The 19886-nt window shown below is 33.5% G+C and carries 14 protein-coding genes and 1 pseudogene; 2 read left to right on the forward strand and 13 right to left on the reverse strand.

What is annotated here, in order from left to right:
- Positions 1 to 402: 402 nt before the first annotated feature.
- Positions 403 to 823 (forward strand): annotated as a pseudogene (locus V5E38_RS09280) (organic hydroperoxide resistance protein).
- Positions 824 to 984: 161 nt separating this feature from the next.
- Here the strand turns inward: V5E38_RS09280 and wrbA (V5E38_RS09285) are convergent.
- The 7 genes from wrbA (V5E38_RS09285) to V5E38_RS09315 all read right to left on the reverse strand — a co-directional run bounded on the left by wrbA (V5E38_RS09285) (position 985) and on the right by V5E38_RS09315 (position 6628).
- Entirely contained in the window at positions 985 to 1605 is a 621-nt protein-coding gene (gene wrbA, locus V5E38_RS09285) for an NADPH-dependent FMN reductase family protein (RefSeq protein ID WP_499213045.1), read from the reverse strand.
- A gap of 200 nt (positions 1606 to 1805) precedes the next feature.
- Positions 1806 to 3107, reverse strand: a complete 1302-nt coding sequence (hemA, locus tag V5E38_RS09290) for a glutamyl-tRNA reductase (RefSeq protein ID WP_499213046.1) — start codon at positions 3105 to 3107, stop codon at positions 1806 to 1808.
- Between the two features lie 114 nt (positions 3108 to 3221).
- Positions 3222 to 3887, reverse strand: a complete 666-nt coding sequence (wrbA, locus tag V5E38_RS09295) for an NADPH-dependent FMN reductase family protein (protein ID WP_499213047.1) — start codon at positions 3885 to 3887, stop codon at positions 3222 to 3224.
- A 41-nt stretch (positions 3888 to 3928) separates the two neighbouring features.
- The gene (locus tag V5E38_RS09300) at positions 3929 to 4546 is read right to left on the reverse strand and encodes an alpha/beta hydrolase (protein WP_499213554.1); all 618 of its coding nucleotides are present in this window, start codon (positions 4544 to 4546) and stop codon (positions 3929 to 3931) included.
- A gap of 140 nt (positions 4547 to 4686) precedes the next feature.
- The gene (locus V5E38_RS09305) at positions 4687 to 5625 is read right to left on the reverse strand and encodes a ring-cleaving dioxygenase (protein WP_499213048.1); all 939 of its coding nucleotides are present in this window, start codon (positions 5623 to 5625) and stop codon (positions 4687 to 4689) included.
- Positions 5626 to 5743: 118 nt separating this feature from the next.
- On the reverse strand, positions 5744 to 6142 hold the full coding sequence (locus tag V5E38_RS09310) for a DoxX family protein (protein WP_499213049.1): 399 nt from the start codon (positions 6140 to 6142) through the stop codon (positions 5744 to 5746).
- A 57-nt stretch (positions 6143 to 6199) separates the two neighbouring features.
- The gene (locus V5E38_RS09315) at positions 6200 to 6628 is read right to left on the reverse strand and encodes a MarR family winged helix-turn-helix transcriptional regulator (protein WP_499213050.1); all 429 of its coding nucleotides are present in this window, start codon (positions 6626 to 6628) and stop codon (positions 6200 to 6202) included.
- A 511-nt stretch (positions 6629 to 7139) separates the two neighbouring features.
- Here V5E38_RS09315 and V5E38_RS09320 point away from each other — a divergent pair.
- A complete protein-coding gene (locus V5E38_RS09320; RefSeq protein WP_499213051.1) occupies positions 7140 to 8045 on the forward strand; it encodes a LysR family transcriptional regulator in 906 nt (301 codons plus the stop codon).
- Positions 8046 to 8124: 79 nt separating this feature from the next.
- Here V5E38_RS09320 and V5E38_RS09325 read toward each other — a convergent pair whose 3' ends face one another.
- The 6 genes from V5E38_RS09325 to V5E38_RS09350 form a co-directional block, all read right to left on the reverse strand.
- On the reverse strand, positions 8125 to 12522 hold the full coding sequence (locus V5E38_RS09325; RefSeq protein WP_499213052.1) for a S8 family serine peptidase: 4398 nt from the start codon (positions 12520 to 12522) through the stop codon (positions 8125 to 8127).
- A gap of 582 nt (positions 12523 to 13104) precedes the next feature.
- Positions 13105 to 14322: an MFS transporter gene (locus V5E38_RS09330; protein ID WP_499213053.1), complete on the reverse strand. Its 1218-nt coding sequence runs from the start codon at positions 14320 to 14322 to the stop codon at positions 13105 to 13107.
- An 869-nt stretch (positions 14323 to 15191) separates the two neighbouring features.
- Positions 15192 to 16331 carry a Ger(x)C family spore germination protein gene (locus V5E38_RS09335; protein WP_499213054.1) on the reverse strand — a complete coding sequence of 380 codons (1140 nt, stop codon included), beginning with the start codon at positions 16329 to 16331 and terminating at the stop codon, positions 15192 to 15194.
- The gene (locus V5E38_RS09340) at positions 16328 to 17755 is read right to left on the reverse strand and encodes a spore germination protein (RefSeq protein WP_499213555.1); all 1428 of its coding nucleotides are present in this window, start codon (positions 17753 to 17755) and stop codon (positions 16328 to 16330) included. The genes V5E38_RS09335 and V5E38_RS09340 overlap by 4 nt, the downstream gene beginning before the upstream one ends.
- Positions 17752 to 18837: a GerAB/ArcD/ProY family transporter gene (locus tag V5E38_RS09345; protein WP_499213055.1), complete on the reverse strand. Its 1086-nt coding sequence runs from the start codon at positions 18835 to 18837 to the stop codon at positions 17752 to 17754. The genes V5E38_RS09340 and V5E38_RS09345 overlap by 4 nt, the downstream gene beginning before the upstream one ends.
- A 193-nt stretch (positions 18838 to 19030) precedes the next feature.
- Positions 19031 to 19864, reverse strand: coding sequence for an MBL fold metallo-hydrolase (locus tag V5E38_RS09350; protein ID WP_499213056.1), 834 nt, complete (start codon positions 19862 to 19864; stop codon positions 19031 to 19033).
- Positions 19865 to 19886: the final 22 nt, after the last annotated feature.

Here is a 19886-nt window from a genome sequence, read left to right on the forward strand (position 1 = left end):
TGAGGAAACACATGAGTTGTTGATGAGTTGTTGATGTTGTGTTGATGAGTTGTTGATGATGTGTTGATGAGCTATTGTAAAAGTAAATGCACACTAAATCACTTCAAATGCAAAAAGATCCAATTCGGTTTTACAGGAATCTTTTGAATATTGATTATTATCATTTTGAAGAATTATTGTAAACTCACTATTCTATCTCTGTTGTTCTTTTCCTAGGGTTATTACATCGGCTTTCCCTTTTTCAATGAGTTCTCTTGATTTAACAGAATACTCTAAGTTAGTTTGTATAAATTTTTAATAATTAATATTATAGAGTGTTATTTTAAGAATAGTTAGAGTATGAAATATCAATACTATCTATATGAAAAAGGTACTTATAATTATTAGATGAGGTGATTATGAATGGTCGTATTATTTATGTCGAAAGCTACTACCTCTGGTGGTCGTGAAGGATATGTTAAATCAGATGATGGTTTAATAGATTTAAATTTAACAACGCCCTCTGCAAATACTAACAAAGTTGGATCTAATCCTGAACAATTATTTGCAGCTGGATATTCAGCATGTTTTGATGGTGCATTAAACTTTATCGCTAAGAAAAATAAGCAGAAAATTGAATCATCAATTACAGCTGAAGTTAGTTTAATAAAAGATGATACAGAAAACCCTTTTTCTATAGCAGTTACGTTAAATGCTGAAAATTAAAGGTGTTCCTCAAGATGTTGCAGTAGAGCTTGTGAAAGAAGCGCATGGTTTTTGTCCTTATTCAAAAGCTTTAAAAGGTAATGTTGATGTAAATTTGAAAGTTAAAGTTATTGAGTAGTTTTCAATAGTAACTAAATCTTTTACAAAAACTTGTTACATACAACAATATGAAATTGACTAAAAAATTTAAAGACATTGCCATCGTAAAAATTCCTTATAATTTTTTACAGGTAAATAAAAGAGCTAATCAACACCTATCGATTAGCTCTTTTCCATTTATTAATTTGCTTTTTTAACCCATTCTGCCACTGTAACTGTACGTTTTGCCTGATGTTTTACGGCTGCTTGAACAGCAGAAAAGCCTTCAACCATTTTACCACTCTGATCAACAGTTACACTTGTTCCATATGGGTTTCCACCCGCTCCAAAGACAGCTGAATCAGTATAGCCTGGTGGCACAACAATAGCTCCCCAATGATGCATTGTTGTATATAACGATAATATGGTTGCCTCTTGACCACCGTGAGGGTTTTGAGCAGAAGTCATTGCACTTACAACTTTATTCATTAATTTTCCGTTAAACCATAATCCGCCTGTTGTATCTAAGAACTGCTTCATTTGAGATGGCATGTTTCCGAATCTAGTTGGGACACTGAAAATTATTGCGTCTGCCCATTCTAAATCGTTTAGGGAAACAGTTGGAACACATACTGCGACTTCTTCAGTAAAGTGCTTCCAAGCAGGATTAGAATCAATTGCTGATTGAGAAGCTAATTCTTGAACTTTTAAGATTTTGACCTCTGCACCAGCTTCTTTTGCCCCGTCAGAAGCCCATTGTGATAACTGATAATTTGTTCCTGTCGAACTATAACAGATAATTGCAAGATTTACATTTGACATCGTTTTTCTCCTTTTAAAAAAACAATATATTTTTATGCAAAAATTTCCTAATGATTATTTTGTCCGTGTAATTATTACAAATACATTTAAATTAAACATGTTTTTACAAAAAAATAATCAAAGTATCTGTTTTTTTATATACGTTTGTACATTGTCTTCCTTATTTATTCATTCAATCTCGTAAGCTATAATTCTATTATTTAAAATTGTAATAATGATTTCTGATTTTCTGTACCCACATTTTCAATATTAAAAAGTTTTTTGAATAAATCGATATCCATATTAGAGTCCTTAGAATTAGCCAAATCTTTCAAAACCCTAATAGGATCTTTTAAGAATTGATTTATTATACTACTCAAATGTTTATTTATTACTTTCAAGTCATGCTCCGATAAATTTGGAAGTTTATTTTTAATGCTTTCCTGAGTTTCCAGTTGAATCGACGATGCCTTTTTTTTCAGTGCTGTAATTATAGGAACAATATCTAATAAATTGACCCATTTCTTGTACTCATCAAGTTCTCCTTCAATCATATTCATAATTTTTTGGGAGGCTTTTTTTCGTTCCATTATATTAGAATTTACAATATCTTGGAGATCATCAATGTTATATAAAAAAGTGTTTGCGAATTCACATATATTAGGGTCGATATTTCGCGGTACTGAGATGTCAATAAAATATAAAGGCTTTACTTTTCGAAACTTGCTTACCTTCATAACCATCTCTCGTGTAATCAAATATTCCTTTGCCGAAGTTGTGCTAATTATTAAGTCAGATTCCATCATTGAATTCAGCAGTTCATGAATCGGCTTAATTTCAACTGAATAACGATTTGCTAGTAATCTAGCATTTTCATATGAACGATTAATAACTGTAACTCTATTTGCACCATTTCCTTGTAGATTTTTACAGGCTAACTCTGCCATTTGTCCTGCTCCAAGAATTAATATCGATGTATTATTTAGAGTCTTAAAAATCTTCTTTGCTAATTCAATCGCAGCATAACTAACCGATACTGCTTTAGAACCAATTTCAGTTTCAGTATGGGCTCTTTTTCCAAGTGTAACTGCTTTTTTAAATGAATTATTAAATACTGTACCAGTTGTATTTTCTCTTTGAGCTAACAAAAAACTAGTACGAACTTGTCCTAAAATCTGTGTTTCACCTAAGATTAATGAGTCTAAACCACATGTAACTTTAAATAGATGTTCAATCGCTAAATCTTGTTCATAAAAGAACAAATAAGAAAAGAATTCATTTTTTTCAATGTTAAACCATTCTGCTATAAATTCTGTCAGCTCATTTTTCCCTTTATTAGATTCATTAACTACCGCGTATATTTCAGTACGGTTACAAGTTGATAATATGACATTTTCAATGATACTTGATTTTTGTTGTAATGCTTTCATTGCAATAGCGTATTCAGAAGGATTAAACGTAAGTTTTTCCCTAATTTCAACAGGAGCAGTTCTATGGTTTAAGCCAACAACTAAAATATGCATTTTTATCACCTTTTTTATGCCTTCTATAATTGCTTTTGGTTATCAATTGAATAATAAAATAATTAAAGAAGAGGGACCATATCTTCACTACCATGATCCGCTCTTCCTTCTATATTATTGATTTGCTTTTTTTACCCATTCAGCTACCGTAACTGTACGTTTTGCCTGATGTTTAACTGCAGCTTCTACATCCTCAATCATTTTTCCATCTTGACCGACAGTAACACTAGTTCCATATGGATTACCACCAGCTCCAAAAGTGACAGGATCTGTATATCCTGGAGCAGCGACAATTGCACCCCAATGATACATTGATGTATAAAGTGATAATATTGTAGCTTCTTGACCTCCATGTGGGTTTTGAGCTGAAGTCATGGCACTAACAACTTTATTAACAAGTTTTCCGTTGAACCATAGCCCACCAGTTGTATCTAAAAACTGTTTCATTTGAGCTGGCATATTACCAAATCTAGTAGGTACACTAAAAATTATGGCATCAGCCCATTCTAAGTCATCTAACTTTACTTCATGTACATCTTTAGTAGCCTCAACATGAGCTTTCCACGCTGGATTGCCTTCTATTACTGATTGTGGGGCAAGTTCTGGGACTTTTAATACTCTTACTTCAGCCCCGGCTTCTTTCGCTCCTTCTTCAGCCCATTTTGAAAGCTGATAATTAGTTCCACCCATACTGTAATAGATCACTGCTAATTTTACGTTTGTCATATTGTCATTCTCCTTATCAGATGAACTTCCAAATAATTTGGATAAAAAACCCATTATATACACCACCTATTATGTCTATCTTTTATTCTCTTCATTCATTTATTTAAAGCAATATTCTGATACCAATTTGCCGCAGCCTCGACTTCTTGCATGGTTAATTGGTGTCCTTTATTCTCCCAATGAAGTTCTACAACCGCATTAGCTTTTTCCAATAAAGATTTTAATTCAGCAGATTCCATAGGAGAACAAATTGGATCATTTGTACCAGCAGCAATAAATACTTTTTTACCTGATAAGTCTGGAAGTTCAATCCCTTTTCTCGGTACCATAGGATGATGCAGAATAGCACCTTTTAATGCATTTTGATAGTGAAATAATAAACTTGCAGCAATATTCGCCCCATTTGAGTATCCTAATGCAATAATATTATTTCGGTCGAAGCCATACTTTTCTGCTGCATCATCAAGGAATTCATTTAATTCTTTTGTTCGGAAAATAAGGTCTTCTTCATCAAAAACCCCTTCAGCTAATCTTTTGAAAAATCTTGGCATTCCATTTTCCAATATATTTCCACGAACGCTTAATACAGAAGCTTCATCGTTAATTATTCCTGCAAGTGGTAATAAGTCTAATTCATTACCACCAGTACCATGAAGTAATAAAAATGTTGGCTTTGTTGGATCTTGACCTTTATTGAATATATGTCTCATTATTTATTTGCCTCCCTTAGGCTTTTCGATTTAAAACAATTTCACCAATTGATCCGTAATTATTTCCAGAAAAATATGATTGACTCTTTCAAACAATGTATCTGATTCTTTGAAAGAAAAGAAAACAATTCAGCTCCATGTAATCAGTCAAGCTCTCTAACTTGTATCGGTAGCAAAAATTGCTCTATTTTTGCTCTATGAGGTTCATACTGTGATGGCAACATCAATTTTTCACCCATTGTTTCTTGAGATTCATCATGAGCAAACCCTGGAGGATCTGTCGCAATTTCGAATAGAATTTCACCATGTTCTCTAAAGTAAATGGCATTAAAATAATTTCTGTCTTGAACAGGAGTGACACCATATCCATTGGATGAAACGTACTTTTTCCAATCCAATTGATCCTTGTCATCACTAGCTCGCCATGCAATGTGGTGTACTGTTCCAACACCCATTTCCCCACGTCCACTACGAGTAATTTTTACGTCGACAATATTTCCAATATCCGCTGTAGAACGATATCGAGCAAAGTCACCTTCTCTACCAACTAAATCAAGTCCCATTACTTTTTCTAACAATTCAGCTGTTTTGTTAGGCTGGGTTGAATATAAAGTTGCTCCACCAAAACCTTTGATAGCAACTTCAGGTGTTACTTCACCGAATGTCCAAGTATTGATATCGCCTTCTTCTCTTTCAACAATTTCCAAGTGAAGACCATGTGGATCATCGAATAGCAAATATTGTTCTCCAAATCGATTCATGATTGTAAAAGGGATATTGAATTTTTCTAGTCTATTTTTCCAAAAATCCATAGCGCCTTTTGGAACAACATATGAAGTAACTCCAACTTGGCCGTCTCCAATTGTTCCTTGATGTGCTCTTGCCCAAGGGAAAAACGTAATAATAGTCCCTGGTTTTCCACCTTCATTACCAAAATAAAGGTGATAAGTACCTGGATCATCAAAATTGACGGTTTGCTTAACCATACGCAAACCTAAAATTCCTGCATAAAAATCTACATTTTCCTGTGGATCCCCTACAATAGCTGTGATATGGTGAATACCCATTGTTTTCTTACTCATTTTTTCAACTCTCCTTTTATTTTAAAGATTAGCTGTTTTAAGAAACTTAGTAAGCATAGTCAATTAATAAAATATAAAAACATTGTTTTTAATTTAAGAATTAATAATTCAAGATATTTTAGAATAAAAATGTATCTAAAGCATATTTACCAGGACCAGTTAAAACTATACTAATAGCCACTACTAGCAAAGTTAAGTTATATTCATATCCATTTGATGTCGCCCAAATTCCGTTTGGCGCATGAACTTTAATAATTGCCATTGCCATAGTCCCAGCAATCAAGATTCCTGCTACAGGGGTTAAAAATCCAAAAGCAAACAATAATCCACCAATAAATTCTGCTAACCCCGCGATTAGCGCAATTGTTACTCCTGGTTTCATGCCAATAGAATCAAACCATCCACCAGTACCCTTCAATCCGTATCCACCGAACCAACCAAATAATTTTTGAGCACCGTGCCCGATAAACAATATACCAACTACCAATCGAATCAATAATAAACCTATATTAATCATATTAACTCCTCCTAAAAAATATATATCTTTAAATCGAGATAAAATAGTAAAAAAATTTTAAGAATAAACTTTATTTCTTACTTTATTCAAAAGCTTAGCAAAAGTATCAGTCTCATCGAAATCTAATGAATTAAACATATTATTAATGAAATCATTGTATTTCGGCATAATTTCGTTCATTAATTCATTTCCTTCATTAGTTAATATCACATGGATTACTCGGCGATCATCTGGACATGGAATTCTGCATAATAAATCTCTTTGTTCTAGCTTATCTATAACATAAGTCATCGAACCACTTGAGACTAATATTGAATTTCCAATTTGTTGTATTGTTTGTTTCTCTTTTTGATATAGTACTTCTAAAACAGAAAACTCAGTTATGCTTAACTTGTATTTTGCCATTTCGTCCTTTATTCGATCATGAATCGCTTTAGATGTTTGCATTAATAGAAGAAAAGGTAGATTTTTGCATTTCTTCTCCATTAATTTCACCTCCAAAATTTACTTCGAATTAAAACATCTTGAATACGAGATAATATTAATACTTATTATTTTTTTTGTCAATAAACTTTTATAGTTTTGGGATTAATTTAAAAAAATTATTAAGCCAGATCCTTACGTTTGTTGTAATTACATAGATAGCTCATAACTTTTTGTTTTTAAACACTACCTTTTATGATTAATGTTAAAGAGTTTACTATTTGAAATGAAGTATGCGATTTTCACAAGTAAAATTCTATAGTATCTCAATGTTTCGCAATATAAGAGAGTTGGGAATAATTACTACGTTCTCTTATAGAATTTCTGAGTTGTTATTTCTGTATTCATTAGTTTAATATGAGAATGAGCAGTTTTTTATTTGGTTTTTCTCTTAATTAAAAGTAATAAGCTATTTTGGTATGTTTTGATAACATCTTCTTTAAGTACATATAAATTAGCACATTAAATAATATCATCTAGAATAGAGAGAAGTGAAATTATGGAGTTAAGAGAATTGGAATACTTTGTAGCCATTTGTGAGGAATTACATTTTACAAGGGCAGCAGAGAAATTAGGAATTTCACAACCTGCTTTAAGTCGTCAAATGAGAGCCCTTGAAGATCGATTAGGGGTTCGTTTATTTGATCGTTTAGGAAAAAAAATTGCCATTACGGAAGCAGGTAAAATTCTAAAAGAAGAATCCGAAAAAATATTCTCCAATTTACAATTTATCTATGAACAAATCGGAGAGCTCCAAAAGCTAAAAAGAGGAAAACTGATTATTGGGGTCATGTCGGAAGAGTTAAGTCAACTTGCATCTAAAGTTTTCTTAGAACTTCATCGAAAGCACCCTAATGTTCAATTGAAGATCATTCAGTCAGATAATATTGAAGATATGGTTATTCAAAATGAAGTCGATTTAGCACTGACAATGCCTTTAGAGAATGAACAGTTAACAAATATTCCTTTATATAATGTAGAATTTTATTTAGCTGTCCCATTTAATCATCCTTTGGCTGAAAAGGATAAAGTTGATTTTGAAGAGATAAAAGACCTGCCCCTTGTTTTAAGTCCTGTAAACCACAATTGCCGAAAAGTAATTGATATTGCCGCTAATTCTTTAGGATTCGTTATCAAACCAATTATAGAATTAACTGATGTCAAATCTATATTGAGTTTAGTGAAAGCAGGTATTGGTGCAACTATTCTTCCAAGTAAACATCTTGCATCGGATAATGCTGAAACCTTCAATGTAATTAAAATAGTAAACCCTAGAATATGTAAGGAAATTGCTATTGTACATCATAAAGATAAGTATATTGGAAATGCTGCTATGAATTTTATGGAATTGTTATTTGATTATGTGAATGAGGCAATTCTTTATGAAAAGGATAATGAAATTGATTTGATTCATTCTTAACAGTTCTCATAAAAAATTCCCCATTCCATAAAATGGAATGGGGTAAAGTTAAGAGTAGATATCTTTTAAAGTTATTATTTTAACGTTGTTTTTTAGGCAATTTTATTCGTTTAACACTGCCTTTGTCCGTGCCGACAAACAAGTATTCTTCGTCAGGCGATAGTACAAGTGCAGTCGTATTTTTGTTATCGAGGCCTTCTGATATATTAGTCCATGTTACTCCCCCATCCACACTCATTAACACACCGCGACCTCCTTTACGAAGATCACTTTTTCTAAATGAGCCAGTAGCAGCATAGATAACATTTGGATTACTAGGAGAAACGATGATATCATTTACATACATGTCGAGCTCAGACTCAGCATACTTTGCTTTTTCTAGGGTTTTCCCTCCGTCCGTGCTGACATACAAATGGGTTCCTCCAACCACTAAATGGTTTAAATTGTTTGAATCGATCGCTAAACTGCTCACAGGAACGTTTTGAATTTTTTGGAATGATTGGCCCATGTCTTTGGACAAAAATAGACCGTCATTTCCGCCTGCCCAAATTCGGTTAGGATCTTTTGGATCACCAGCAATAGCTATAAACTTGTGTTCTTGCTTTATATCCTTCCAATTCTCCCCACCATCCTGGCTAATCAACAGACCTGGAGGAGCCCCATTGATAGTATATGGGATCACGATTTCATTCGGGTTGGCTGGGTGAACCAGAATGTCAGTAGGGTCTGAGTTATGTTCAAATTTTAAATCCCAGTTTTGTCCTCCGTCCTTGCTTCGGTAAATTCCTATATTAAACGAAGACCAGCGTATTTTATAAACGACATTTGGTTCTGTTGGAGACGAAGCAATTTGAAACACTTGTTCTCCAAATCTTCCTTCACCTTCAGCCGCTCCCCATTCGAGTGTTGCGGAATCAATCTTGTTTTGATCTGGTAATGCTGTCCGGTACGTTTCGGAATCCGTTCCGGCAAGTAACTGGTATCCTTTGGAGTTCTTAGAAATAGCCAAGTCATAAACCGATGCTCCAGGAATACCGACTCGATTATATGTTTCCCCTTTATTGTGTGTTTCATAGATTCCTGCTTGTTCAGAAGAAACATAAAATGGTCGTTTTCCAAAAGGAGAAGATTTTGTACCTAAGGCAAAATCGAGTTCATAGGAGTTATAACCTGGTAGCGGTTTTTTCCAGGATTCCCATGTTTTTCCGTAATCACGGCTTACCCATATTCCATCATACCCTGTTCCTACATAAATACCACCATCCAAAATTTTTACAGCAGATACATTACTAAATGGTACTTGATCGTGCATCATTTCTTTCCACTCTTTACCTTTGTTAAAGGAAGCGTACAATCCGCCACCCCATGTACTATCAATTAGAATATCTTGATTACCTATTATTTCCTTTGAACTATAACTATCAAGAGGTTGGAACAATTTCTCGGATGTAGCCGAACCAGAGAATACGTCTTTTAGAACGTAAATGCCGCTAGAGCCATCTGAAAGGTAAAGGTCATTATTCACAAGCTCTGCGTCATTTAGCCTTGCCCACCATCCAGATAATTTCTCCCAGTTCATTCCTCTATCCAAGCTTTCATAAACTTCGTTTTTCGAAATTGCAACTAGTTTCTGTCCACTTTTATCAATTACTAAGTCAGATATATCTATATCTGGAAATGGTAGAGTTCTCCATGTTTTTCCGCCGTCTTTGCTGGCTACTATTTTACCCATATAAGTTGGATCCACTTTTCCACCTGCTGAATTAATTGGTACATATATATTTTGTTCATTTGTGGGATCAACCACCATTGTCCTTGGCAATCCTCCTTGGACAGGAAAATTTCGATACTCATGCCAAGTATCTGTCCCATCCTCCTTACGGAAAAGAGAAGGATTCTCTCTGGATAACACTGTCATGCTATTAGGATTTTTTGGATCAAAAGTCATCAGGCCATTATTAGCGTAAGGTCCAACTGAGTCCCAGGATGAAGCGTGTTCCTTATCAGCTGGTAATTTTTCCAGATAACCAGAACCTATTATGCTTGATTCCTCAGTCGAGGAATTATTGACTGTCGAAATAGCATCTATACGATAGATTCCCACTTCGCTTGTCTGAACTGGCACACGCCACCAATGATGATGATCTAATACTGAAGTCACTTGATTTGTTTTTCCGCTTGGAGTTCGTATAGTCACTTTTGGGGCTTGTGACAAATCAACCGGACTGTATATAAAGGCTTCCGTTTCATTCACTAAGTATGCTACTGGATCGGGAGTTGCAGTAATTTGAAGATGCCTTACAGTAAATTGGTATGGCTCGCGCAAATGCTGAGATTCTGTTGCTGATTGTATATTTCCTTCTATCCATCCCGAAATAACCGTATCCTGATCCGGTCTATCCATATTGATGCTAACTTCAACATTGACCTGTTGACCTGGTTCTATATGAATATGAGATGGATTCACAGTTACCGCTGCCTCGGATTTTGTATCGTCTTTAACCGTGAAATGCATATCAACCGGTTTTTCACCGTGATTGTTCAAAGTTAATGAAGCGCTTTTATGAATCTTCGAATCTTTTAAATCAGCAATTCCTAAATTTAATGTATTAGGTGAGGCGACGACATTCGTTTCCGCCGCAGCCTTAACATCCAATCTTCCTGCCCCTTGTGTAAGCACATCATATGATTCAAGCGGTTTCGCGGTTTCTTTTAAAGCACTGGAAATCTCTCTGGCATTCCAATCCGGCTTGAGTTGTTTCAGAAGCGCAGCTGCACCCGCCACATGCGGGGCTGCCATACTTGTCCCACTCATTCTTGTGTAACCGGAGTCATCATCCTGTGTCTTAATATAAGTCGAATTGATTTCAATACCTGGAGCGACTAAATCAGGCTTTGCTCGAAGGTCGGAATTACCACGAGAACTAAAGGAAGCCATTTTATCCGTTGCGTCTTTTCCTGAAACCGTTATTTTGACAGGTCCCTTGGCCAAGTAGGACTTTAATTCCTCAGCTTTTGTTTCATTAATTGCCATTGCGACCAGCGTTTCCAATCGGCTATCCCTTGATGAATCTGCTAGGAATTGATCTTGTTCTTGCATCTCTCCACTTAAGTTAGATGAATATTGAGATGGAATCGATTCTCCTAATTTAAAAACAGAAGCAAGTTGAGGACCAGGTGCCGTGGGCTGGAAAAAGAGCGCAGCCTCGGCCCCTTTTTCTTGAGCTGTTCTCCCCGCTGTATAGGAATATTGCCATGGATTAATACCTTGTGGCAATTGAATGAGAACAATCTTTCCTTTTACATCTAATCCATTATAGTTTTCAAGTCCTCCTTCTCCAACATCTACCAGCTCGCGAGTGGTTTCTGCTTCAGGAGGATTAGCTGTAAACCCAAGGCGGGTAATGGATAAATTCTCTTCAAGAGGTGAAACCATCTTCGCTGCTGGTACTTTAATACCGCTTGCACTTGCTCCAACAGCAAGTACCCCCTCAGCCATAGCTGGAGCACCAATGGTACCATAACCAGGTCCCGCATTCCCTGCTGCCGCGACAACAACTACACCTGCATCAACTGCATTTTTAGCAGCTTGAGAGAGAGGATCATTACCATCGCCAGGACCACCTATACTCATATTAATGACATCTGCTGGGAATGGATTGTCTGGCGAAATAGAAGCTTCTATTCCGGCAATGATATCGGAATCATCTCCTTCTCCATCTTGGTTTAGGACTTTATAGGCTGTGATGGAAGCATCAGGAGCCACACCGGTCACCTTTCCATGCGCAGCAATAATTCCAGAGACATGGGTACCATGGCCATGGTCGTCCATCGGATCGTTATCATGATTGACAAAATCATATCCCCCGACAACTTTATGCCCTTGCCCGAATCCCCCTCCAAGGTCAGGGTGATTATAATCCACACCTGTGTCAATCACAGCGACTGTCACTCCCTTCCCAGTAATTCCTTGATTGTTTTGATCGTGCTTAGACCAAACGTCAGGAGCACCAATCAAAGGGACGCTGTCAGCTAAGTCTGCATGATATTTTTGATCCGGATATACCGCTTTTACTCCAGGAAGAGAACGCAGTTCATCAATTTTGTTTTTGGGTACTTGTAATGAAACACCGTTAAATACGAACGTATATTCGTTAGATTTGTTGAATGGAATTTTCTTTTCTTTTATTTCTTGTATTACATTTCCATGTGACTGTTTTAAGTTCTCAATTTGATCTTTTAACTTTCTTATTGTCGTTCTGGAAAAAGCTCCAACATTTTCGGAATGTGGCATGGATTGAATGGCAGGAGCTCCTTCCATTTCAACTATAACGCTTGTCATCGCATCATCTAGACTAGTTCCTTGCGCCTTACCTACCTTAGCATCAAAAGTATATTTAGCATTTAAGACTAATAAGGCAGAAGCTAATATACTAGTTGAAGTTTTTACCTTGGACAATTTAGTTCTTTTTTTCATCGATTGCATCACCTCTATAAAAATTTTCATTTTAGGATAGCGGCATTAAACCATTCAAAAACGGGAAAATTTAGACTATTTAAAATGTTAAGCCTATTATATGGTGATATATTTTTATGGTAAATGACATTATTGATATCATTATGATTCGTTTTAGTTATGAAAAATAGGAAATAAATCTGAAATTATATCAAAATTACAATTGTGAATTATCTGTTTTTAATCTTCACTAATGAATAGCAAATTTAATTTTTTTAGAATAGTTCTCTATTAAATGAAGAATAGTTTAAATTGTTAATTATTAACAGTTCATACATATAATGGTTGTCCTTTTTTGTAAATAAAAACTATACAAACCAATCTGGTTATTTATTAAAAGCACAGTATATGATTGTTGGGTGCCTAAAGATTCACGAATTCAAAGATAACAAAAAACCTGCTTCAATTGTGAACAGGTTTTTGATGGTTATTTCCAATTTAAGTACCTCAAATGAATAGTTCGCTATTTAATGAAGAAAAAGATAATAAGACAATAAAGTTTTAACAAAATCAATTTAATATAAGTATAAACTTTAGACATAGTCATGAAGCTCTTCTTATACCAGTTGAAATCACTAATTTTTTGAAAACTTTTTTATGACGATAATATACATAAGTTGCTAATATAATACTGATTATTGCAATTATAAAATCTAACCAAAACACAGCAGTAACTCCGATATTTTTTACTAATAACCCTGTAATATAAGGGATTACAATGAACGCAGAACTTGATGCAGTGCTTACATAAGCCGATATTGTCGCTTTATTTTTAGGAAAAAATTCGACTATTACTGTAATACACAATTGAAATAAACCTGCAGTTGAAAACCCAATAAGAAAAGAACTAATAATCAACAAAGTTGGTTGTTGACTAAATAATAAAAACAATAAAGATATAGAAGTAAAAAAAGGATACAACATTAAAATTATTATTGGACTAATAAATCGATTGATAACGATCGCAAGTATTAATACTGAAATTAGTGATCCGATGTTAAAATAACTCAATAACTGAATAGATTCAGTTCTACTCATATCAAGTATATTAAGACCATAAGTTGGGAGCCAAACTTGTACGATCATAAATAATGTTGTGGTCGTAAATCCCATAAAAATGGTAGCCAAGCCTTCTAACCAGATGATTGGTTTTGTTTTAAATCGATCTTCTTCATTGATGTTATCTTCATCATTCTTATTAGATTTCTTAGGAAAACTAACAGAAGATAAGAAACTTCCATTAATCAAAAAGATAAATGCAAGTATAAAAAATGAAAATCCGTAAAAAATTTTGTGATTCATAATATATGAAATTAAGATTGGAAGGATCATTGCTCCTATTGATATAAATGCTTTTATTAATACAGTTGATAATCCTGTATTTATTGGAAATGCTTCAATAAGTGCAGGATAGGCGCCAGAGTCTAATATTGAATTACTTACCCCAGCAATAATGGCAAGCAAAAACGCTAATTTATAAGAAGGTGCTAGTGGAATACCAATCAAAAAAATTAGATATAAAAATGAGGCTGTTACCACAAGTGGTTTCCTGCCAAATTTATCTGAAAGTCTACCAGATATACTTAAAGTGATTAATTTTCCAATCCCTATCCCTGAAACTAAGAAACCTATTCCCGAACTATCCGTATTTAATTGTGTTGTTAGAAAACTCATATTAGATGAAAAAATGATATTAATCATACCTAAAAGAAAGTAATTAATATATAACCCTATTGTCATACCAACATGTTGAGTTTTCATATAAAAACCCCCAATCTAAATTATTATAATGAGAATCACTTTTTGAAAAAGTGCTGAAAACAAGATTGTCCTTATTATAAACAAATCTTTAATTCGAGATATTAAATTAAATTTTTGCTTTACTATCTAGATGGTAATATTTAAGTCAAAATTATTAAAAAGATAATTCCAACGTTTTTATTTACTCATTTATAAAATTAAATTTATCTTTAATTCGAGATAATTTTAATGCTTATCGACTTAGTTGTCAATAACAAGCGGCAATTCACCGCTTTGCTTACCGGTTGGTTCTCAAGCTGCATATACGATACGCGAAGCCTATACCAAACGGCTTGAAGAGGTCAACATATGGTTAGAGCGTTGTGCTGAATCTGACTAATTGAATAATATGCTGAAACAGCATTAGCTATTACGTGAGATGCCCCCCAATTTTTAGACACAAATAACAATTGGAGGTGCATTTTTTGTGACCAAAATTTGTTTGAATTGTGTTACCTACCTGTGATAAAACGATTTTAGAATATTAACAGTAAACACATTTGTGTAAAAGCAAAATAATAAGTCGTATAAGCATTATTAATGAACTTTTTATCCAAGAATAAGCTTAGGAAAAATTGGAGGAATTGATGCAGTTTCTTGATCTTTACTTTTTCAACATCTGAGATAACATCTCTTGAAAGCGATTACCTCTTCTCCCGCTGTAAATGTGTGAGTACATATTTTTACAATTTTGAACCAAAAGTGAACTCATTTTTTACGTAATAAACAGAATCATTATTTTTATTGGCTTTGTATTATTAATAAAAAATAGACCGCTATAGTTACTGCAAAGGGATATTTTATTCAAGTTCACTACTTTAATCTAAACTTTATTCTAATTCTCCCCTATCTTTGAGTATAACCTTTACTTTAATAGTACCAAGAGAATGGGAGGTTAATGGATATTTATCTTTTTTAGTAATTGATTTCCAGGATTTATAATTATTTCTATACAATTCTTCTTCTAAATGAAATACATCTAGCTTTTTATTTATTCCTATCAAAAAAGTATTACGAATTTCCTTTTCTATCTTTTTTTTAACTTCACCTTTTAATACCTTATTACTGAAATGGGAATTTAACTGATTCGCAGTTGCATTTACTTTTATTTTCATATTAAATTTTGGTACACCTGATTTATTAATCTTGGCTTGAATTTTAACTTTTGGGTTTTCAATTGGAAGCATTGCTATTAATTTTCCGTTTTTTTCGTTAAGAGAAAGTGGTGTACTCTCAGTATTCTGATCAACCCACCGCAATCCTATTAAATCGTCTTTTGATATCCATTGTGGTTTTTTCCCTTTATAAAACAAAAAAGCTCCATTCACATTCATCATTGGCATATTTTTATCATCTTTTTTCCACAGTTCATCTTGTATACCAATTGTTGGAACGATAATTGATGCACTAGGTTCATTAATAAGTGCAGCGAATTCAACGACTTTCATCGGTGAAATTAGTGAATGTTGTTCATAGTTTCCTTTCGGTAAATGTAATAAAGTCAAAATTGGAGAATTAGGTAACAAAGGTTCTATAGCAAAAATTTTATCAATTGGTTCTTTTGTAGTATAAATCCAAGGTGTAATTCTAGCATCTATAAAACGCTCCATTGTATCCATCGATTCTGCTACTTGTTTTTTCCCTAAAGCTGCTTCACTAAACACAACGGAACTAATTTGACCAAATAACGTCTTTTGTTGGGTGCTATTGTATATTGCGTCCCAAGCCAATGCAAATGTAGAACCCTTTCCTTTACCAATCCAAATGTTAGGACCTTCTGCTCCACTACTTCCTTGCTCAGATTTACCAATAGTATTAAAATCCAATACTTGAAAATATAAAACAAATTCATTATCTACATAATCTACTCCTAGAGCTGAAACATATGTTAATTGGCTTAATTGTTTTTGATCCCAACATCCTGTCAACAGTAAAATCGGAACAAATAATAGTATTAACCTCCGTTTCAATTTGACTCATCTCCCTGTTGTCCTCCAATTTTCGTATTTAAAAATTTTGGAGTCTTTCTCATAAATGGTTTTGGAAGCTGAAAAAATCCTTTTATGTAGTCACTATTAAATGGATTAATAAACGAAGCCATGTATGCCACTCCAAAAGATTTTAAAGTTGAGATATAGATTAATATTAGAAATAGAGCAAGAACTAAACCAGGAAAACCTAAGATACAAGCCATTAAAATACATACTGCTCTCATTAAAATAACAGCACTTCCGAAAGACTGATTTACAATTAAGAACTGAGACATCAATGTAACTGCAACAATAACAACTCCATTCGGAGAAGAAAGACCTGATCGAATCATCGTTTCTCCTACTATTAATCCTCCTACTACCGTAACAGTTTGGCCTGTTGATTTCGGCAATCGCATACCTGCCTCACGCAGTATTTCAAACAGAATAATCAAGATTATTAATTCCATCCCAGCAGAAAATGGTATACCTTGACAATTAAGTGAAATTGTTGCAAGTGCTGGGAACGGAATCTGGTCTTGGTGGTAAGTTGCCATTGCGATGTAAAAACCGGGAAGTAAGACCGAAATTAATAAACCTATATATCTTAATATTCTTTCAAAAGTCACAAAATAATATGGCATGTACATATCTTCAGCAGATTTAAGTAATAATTGTAAATTAATAGGTGCTATTAATGCCGCTGGAGCACCATCTATTAATATACAAAACCGTCCTCTTTGTAGTGACTCGACTACCATATCTGGCCTAGTATTATAATTTAAGGATGGGATAATAGAATATGGAGAATCTGATAGAAATTCTTCAAGAGGAGAAACCCCATTTAAAATATCAACTTCAATTGAATTAAGTCTTTTTCTTGCTTCCACAATAATATCCTCATTTATTACATCTGATAGATAGAGTAGCGAAACACTAGTATTACTTCGTTTGCCAATCGTGAATAATTCATTACATAAAGTAGTACTAGGTACTCGTTTTCGAATTAATGCCACATTTGTTTCAAGAGATTCTGTAAATCCATCACGAGCTCCTTTAATTGAAACCTCATAAGTGGACTCTTCAGTTTGGCGTTGTGGAATTTTTGATATATTTAATGAACAAAGCTCACCGGTTTTTTCGAAAAATAAAATTAATTCACCTGAAAAAACTTTCATTGTTATTTGTTGTTCTGGATTTTTTTCACTACAATTGATTTGTGTAAATTGTAAAGTATTATTTTGGAGATTAGGTAAAACAAATTGGTTCATATGGATGGTATCAATCATTCCACTAGAATAAACAAAAAGCACTCGTTCACTTTTCGTACCATTATTTATGATATGAACTTTTATCTGCACATCGGCACAGTTGTTAAATAGTTTTCTTATTTTTTTTTCACTTATTATAAATATGAGACTTATCCCCCTTTTAGTTTCACCTTAAATTTTAAAACAAAGAGTACGAGTAAAATTGAAATGCAAAAGATAACTGGCACAAAAATAGGGATATAATTATTTTTTACAATAGTAATATAACTTAAATCCGTAACTGGTATACAGACGACTACTAATAATACAAAACTTAAAGACCATAACAATTTATTTAGCGTTTGTTTTGATCTAATATTTAAAATATCTACACATAAGTACATACATAATGAAATTCTAATAAAAGAAGATGACATAAATTGATAAACAGAGATAAAGTCTACATGTTGAATAAACTGACCAATGCCGAGAAGTCTCCATTGATCAAAAACAGGATAACGCATTTTTTCTGATAATTGAGGACCAAATAAAGTGATTGAATAAAATAATGGAAAAAGTGAGGATAGTAAGATCCATATCCCTAAAATAGTTAAATGCTTGAATTTAACTCTCTTTTTGATATGTTGTTGAATTAAAAGCAAAAACAAGATCTCTATATATCCTCCTGCAATAGAAAAGCTACTTTTAAAAATTGGATTCCAACCATTCTGTAACATCGGTTTCACCCAATTAATGTGCATAAATTGAATATTTGATACATCTAGAAAAATCTCGAATAAAATTATAATAGGTAATAGAAATACTGAAATGAAAGCAATGGATGTTATACCAGCATAAGCACAATAAGTGCAGATCAATAATAAACAAACTTCAATAACAATTATTGGTGTTTTCGGTAAATACATTAATGTGATCCAATCAGAGGTACTTTTTAAAGTAGTATATGAATTAATCAATAAAAAAGCTAATATGGGAATTACGATTATATAATATGCTAAATTTCCATATCGCTGTTTTATAAGATAGGTGATGGATTTTTGTTCTGTTTTTATCATGATGTAATATAAAATACAAAGCCAGACTAATAGAGCTGGCAAAGCGATAACTATCGATATCCAAGCATCTCGACCTGCTATGTCAAGTATTACTGTCATCAACATAAAATGGTGGAAGAATACACTGGAAAGGAAGACGAGAATTAATGCTGCACTAATGGAAATTTTATCATTATTCATTTTTCAAGCAATCTCCCCTTTTTCTACTTGTGATATATTTAATGAACATGTATATATTTTCCATTTGCACTTCAAACTATTCATAAAAAACTGCAGCTTTAACCAGTCTAAAAGATTGGATAAAGCTGCAGTTTGTTTTAAAATAAAGGAGTACATAATTAAAAGGTCCTGTCCAATAAACCCTCAATGACTTTTAAAATAAATCGGGTTTTCGTACATTATTTTCATTTATTATCGATGTGACTATGTGTAGTGAATCCCATTCTCCGTCTGAAAATTTTATAATTGGATATTTTTTTGGAAATAGCTTATTACGGATAACTTCAACTGAATCCCCTTCTTTTTGTAAGGTTAATACTTTATGCTTAATAGATAATAAATAGTCTCGTTTTCGTTCAAGCGCTGCGCGACCATCTTCTACAAACCCTACATGGTTGCAAAATACATCTTGAAAATCATAAGTTAATACTTTCTCTAATGAATGAATAATTGTAGGGATACTTTCTTCTGCTAATACGACTTTTGTCCGTTCACTGACAAATAAATCTCCCGTAAATAATTGACCTGTTTCCTGATTTAATAAAGCTATATGATCAAAAGCATGACCAGGTGTATCGATTACTTTCCATGTCGCATTTCTGGATGTAAACGTTTCAGGCATAGCGTTAGCATGAAACGGCTTTCTTCTTCCCCAAAAGAGTTGCCTATATAAAGGATAGTCTGCACGTCGTGCGCAATAATCAATTGTTTTTTCATTTAAATAAATTGGTAGTTTCTTAGTTTTTTCAATATAAGCGGCACAACCTGAATGATCTTCATGAGAATGAGTTATCATTACTTGATCAAAATCTGCTTGGTCAATAAAAGATTCGAAATATCTATGTAAGGACTGCGATCCAGTATCAATTAATACACCATCCACTAAATAACTGTAAACATTTAATGAAACACTTTGAAATTCAACTTCTCCATTCAAGTAGGAGACGCCATTTTTCTCTCCTAAGTATGATTTTTTCTTTAAAAACATCACCATTCATCTCCTTATCTCC

This window comes from Rossellomorea sp. GAMAL-10_SWC, assembly GCF_049568075.1.
Classification (GTDB): Bacteria; Bacillota; Bacilli; order Bacillales; family Bacillaceae_G; genus Gottfriedia.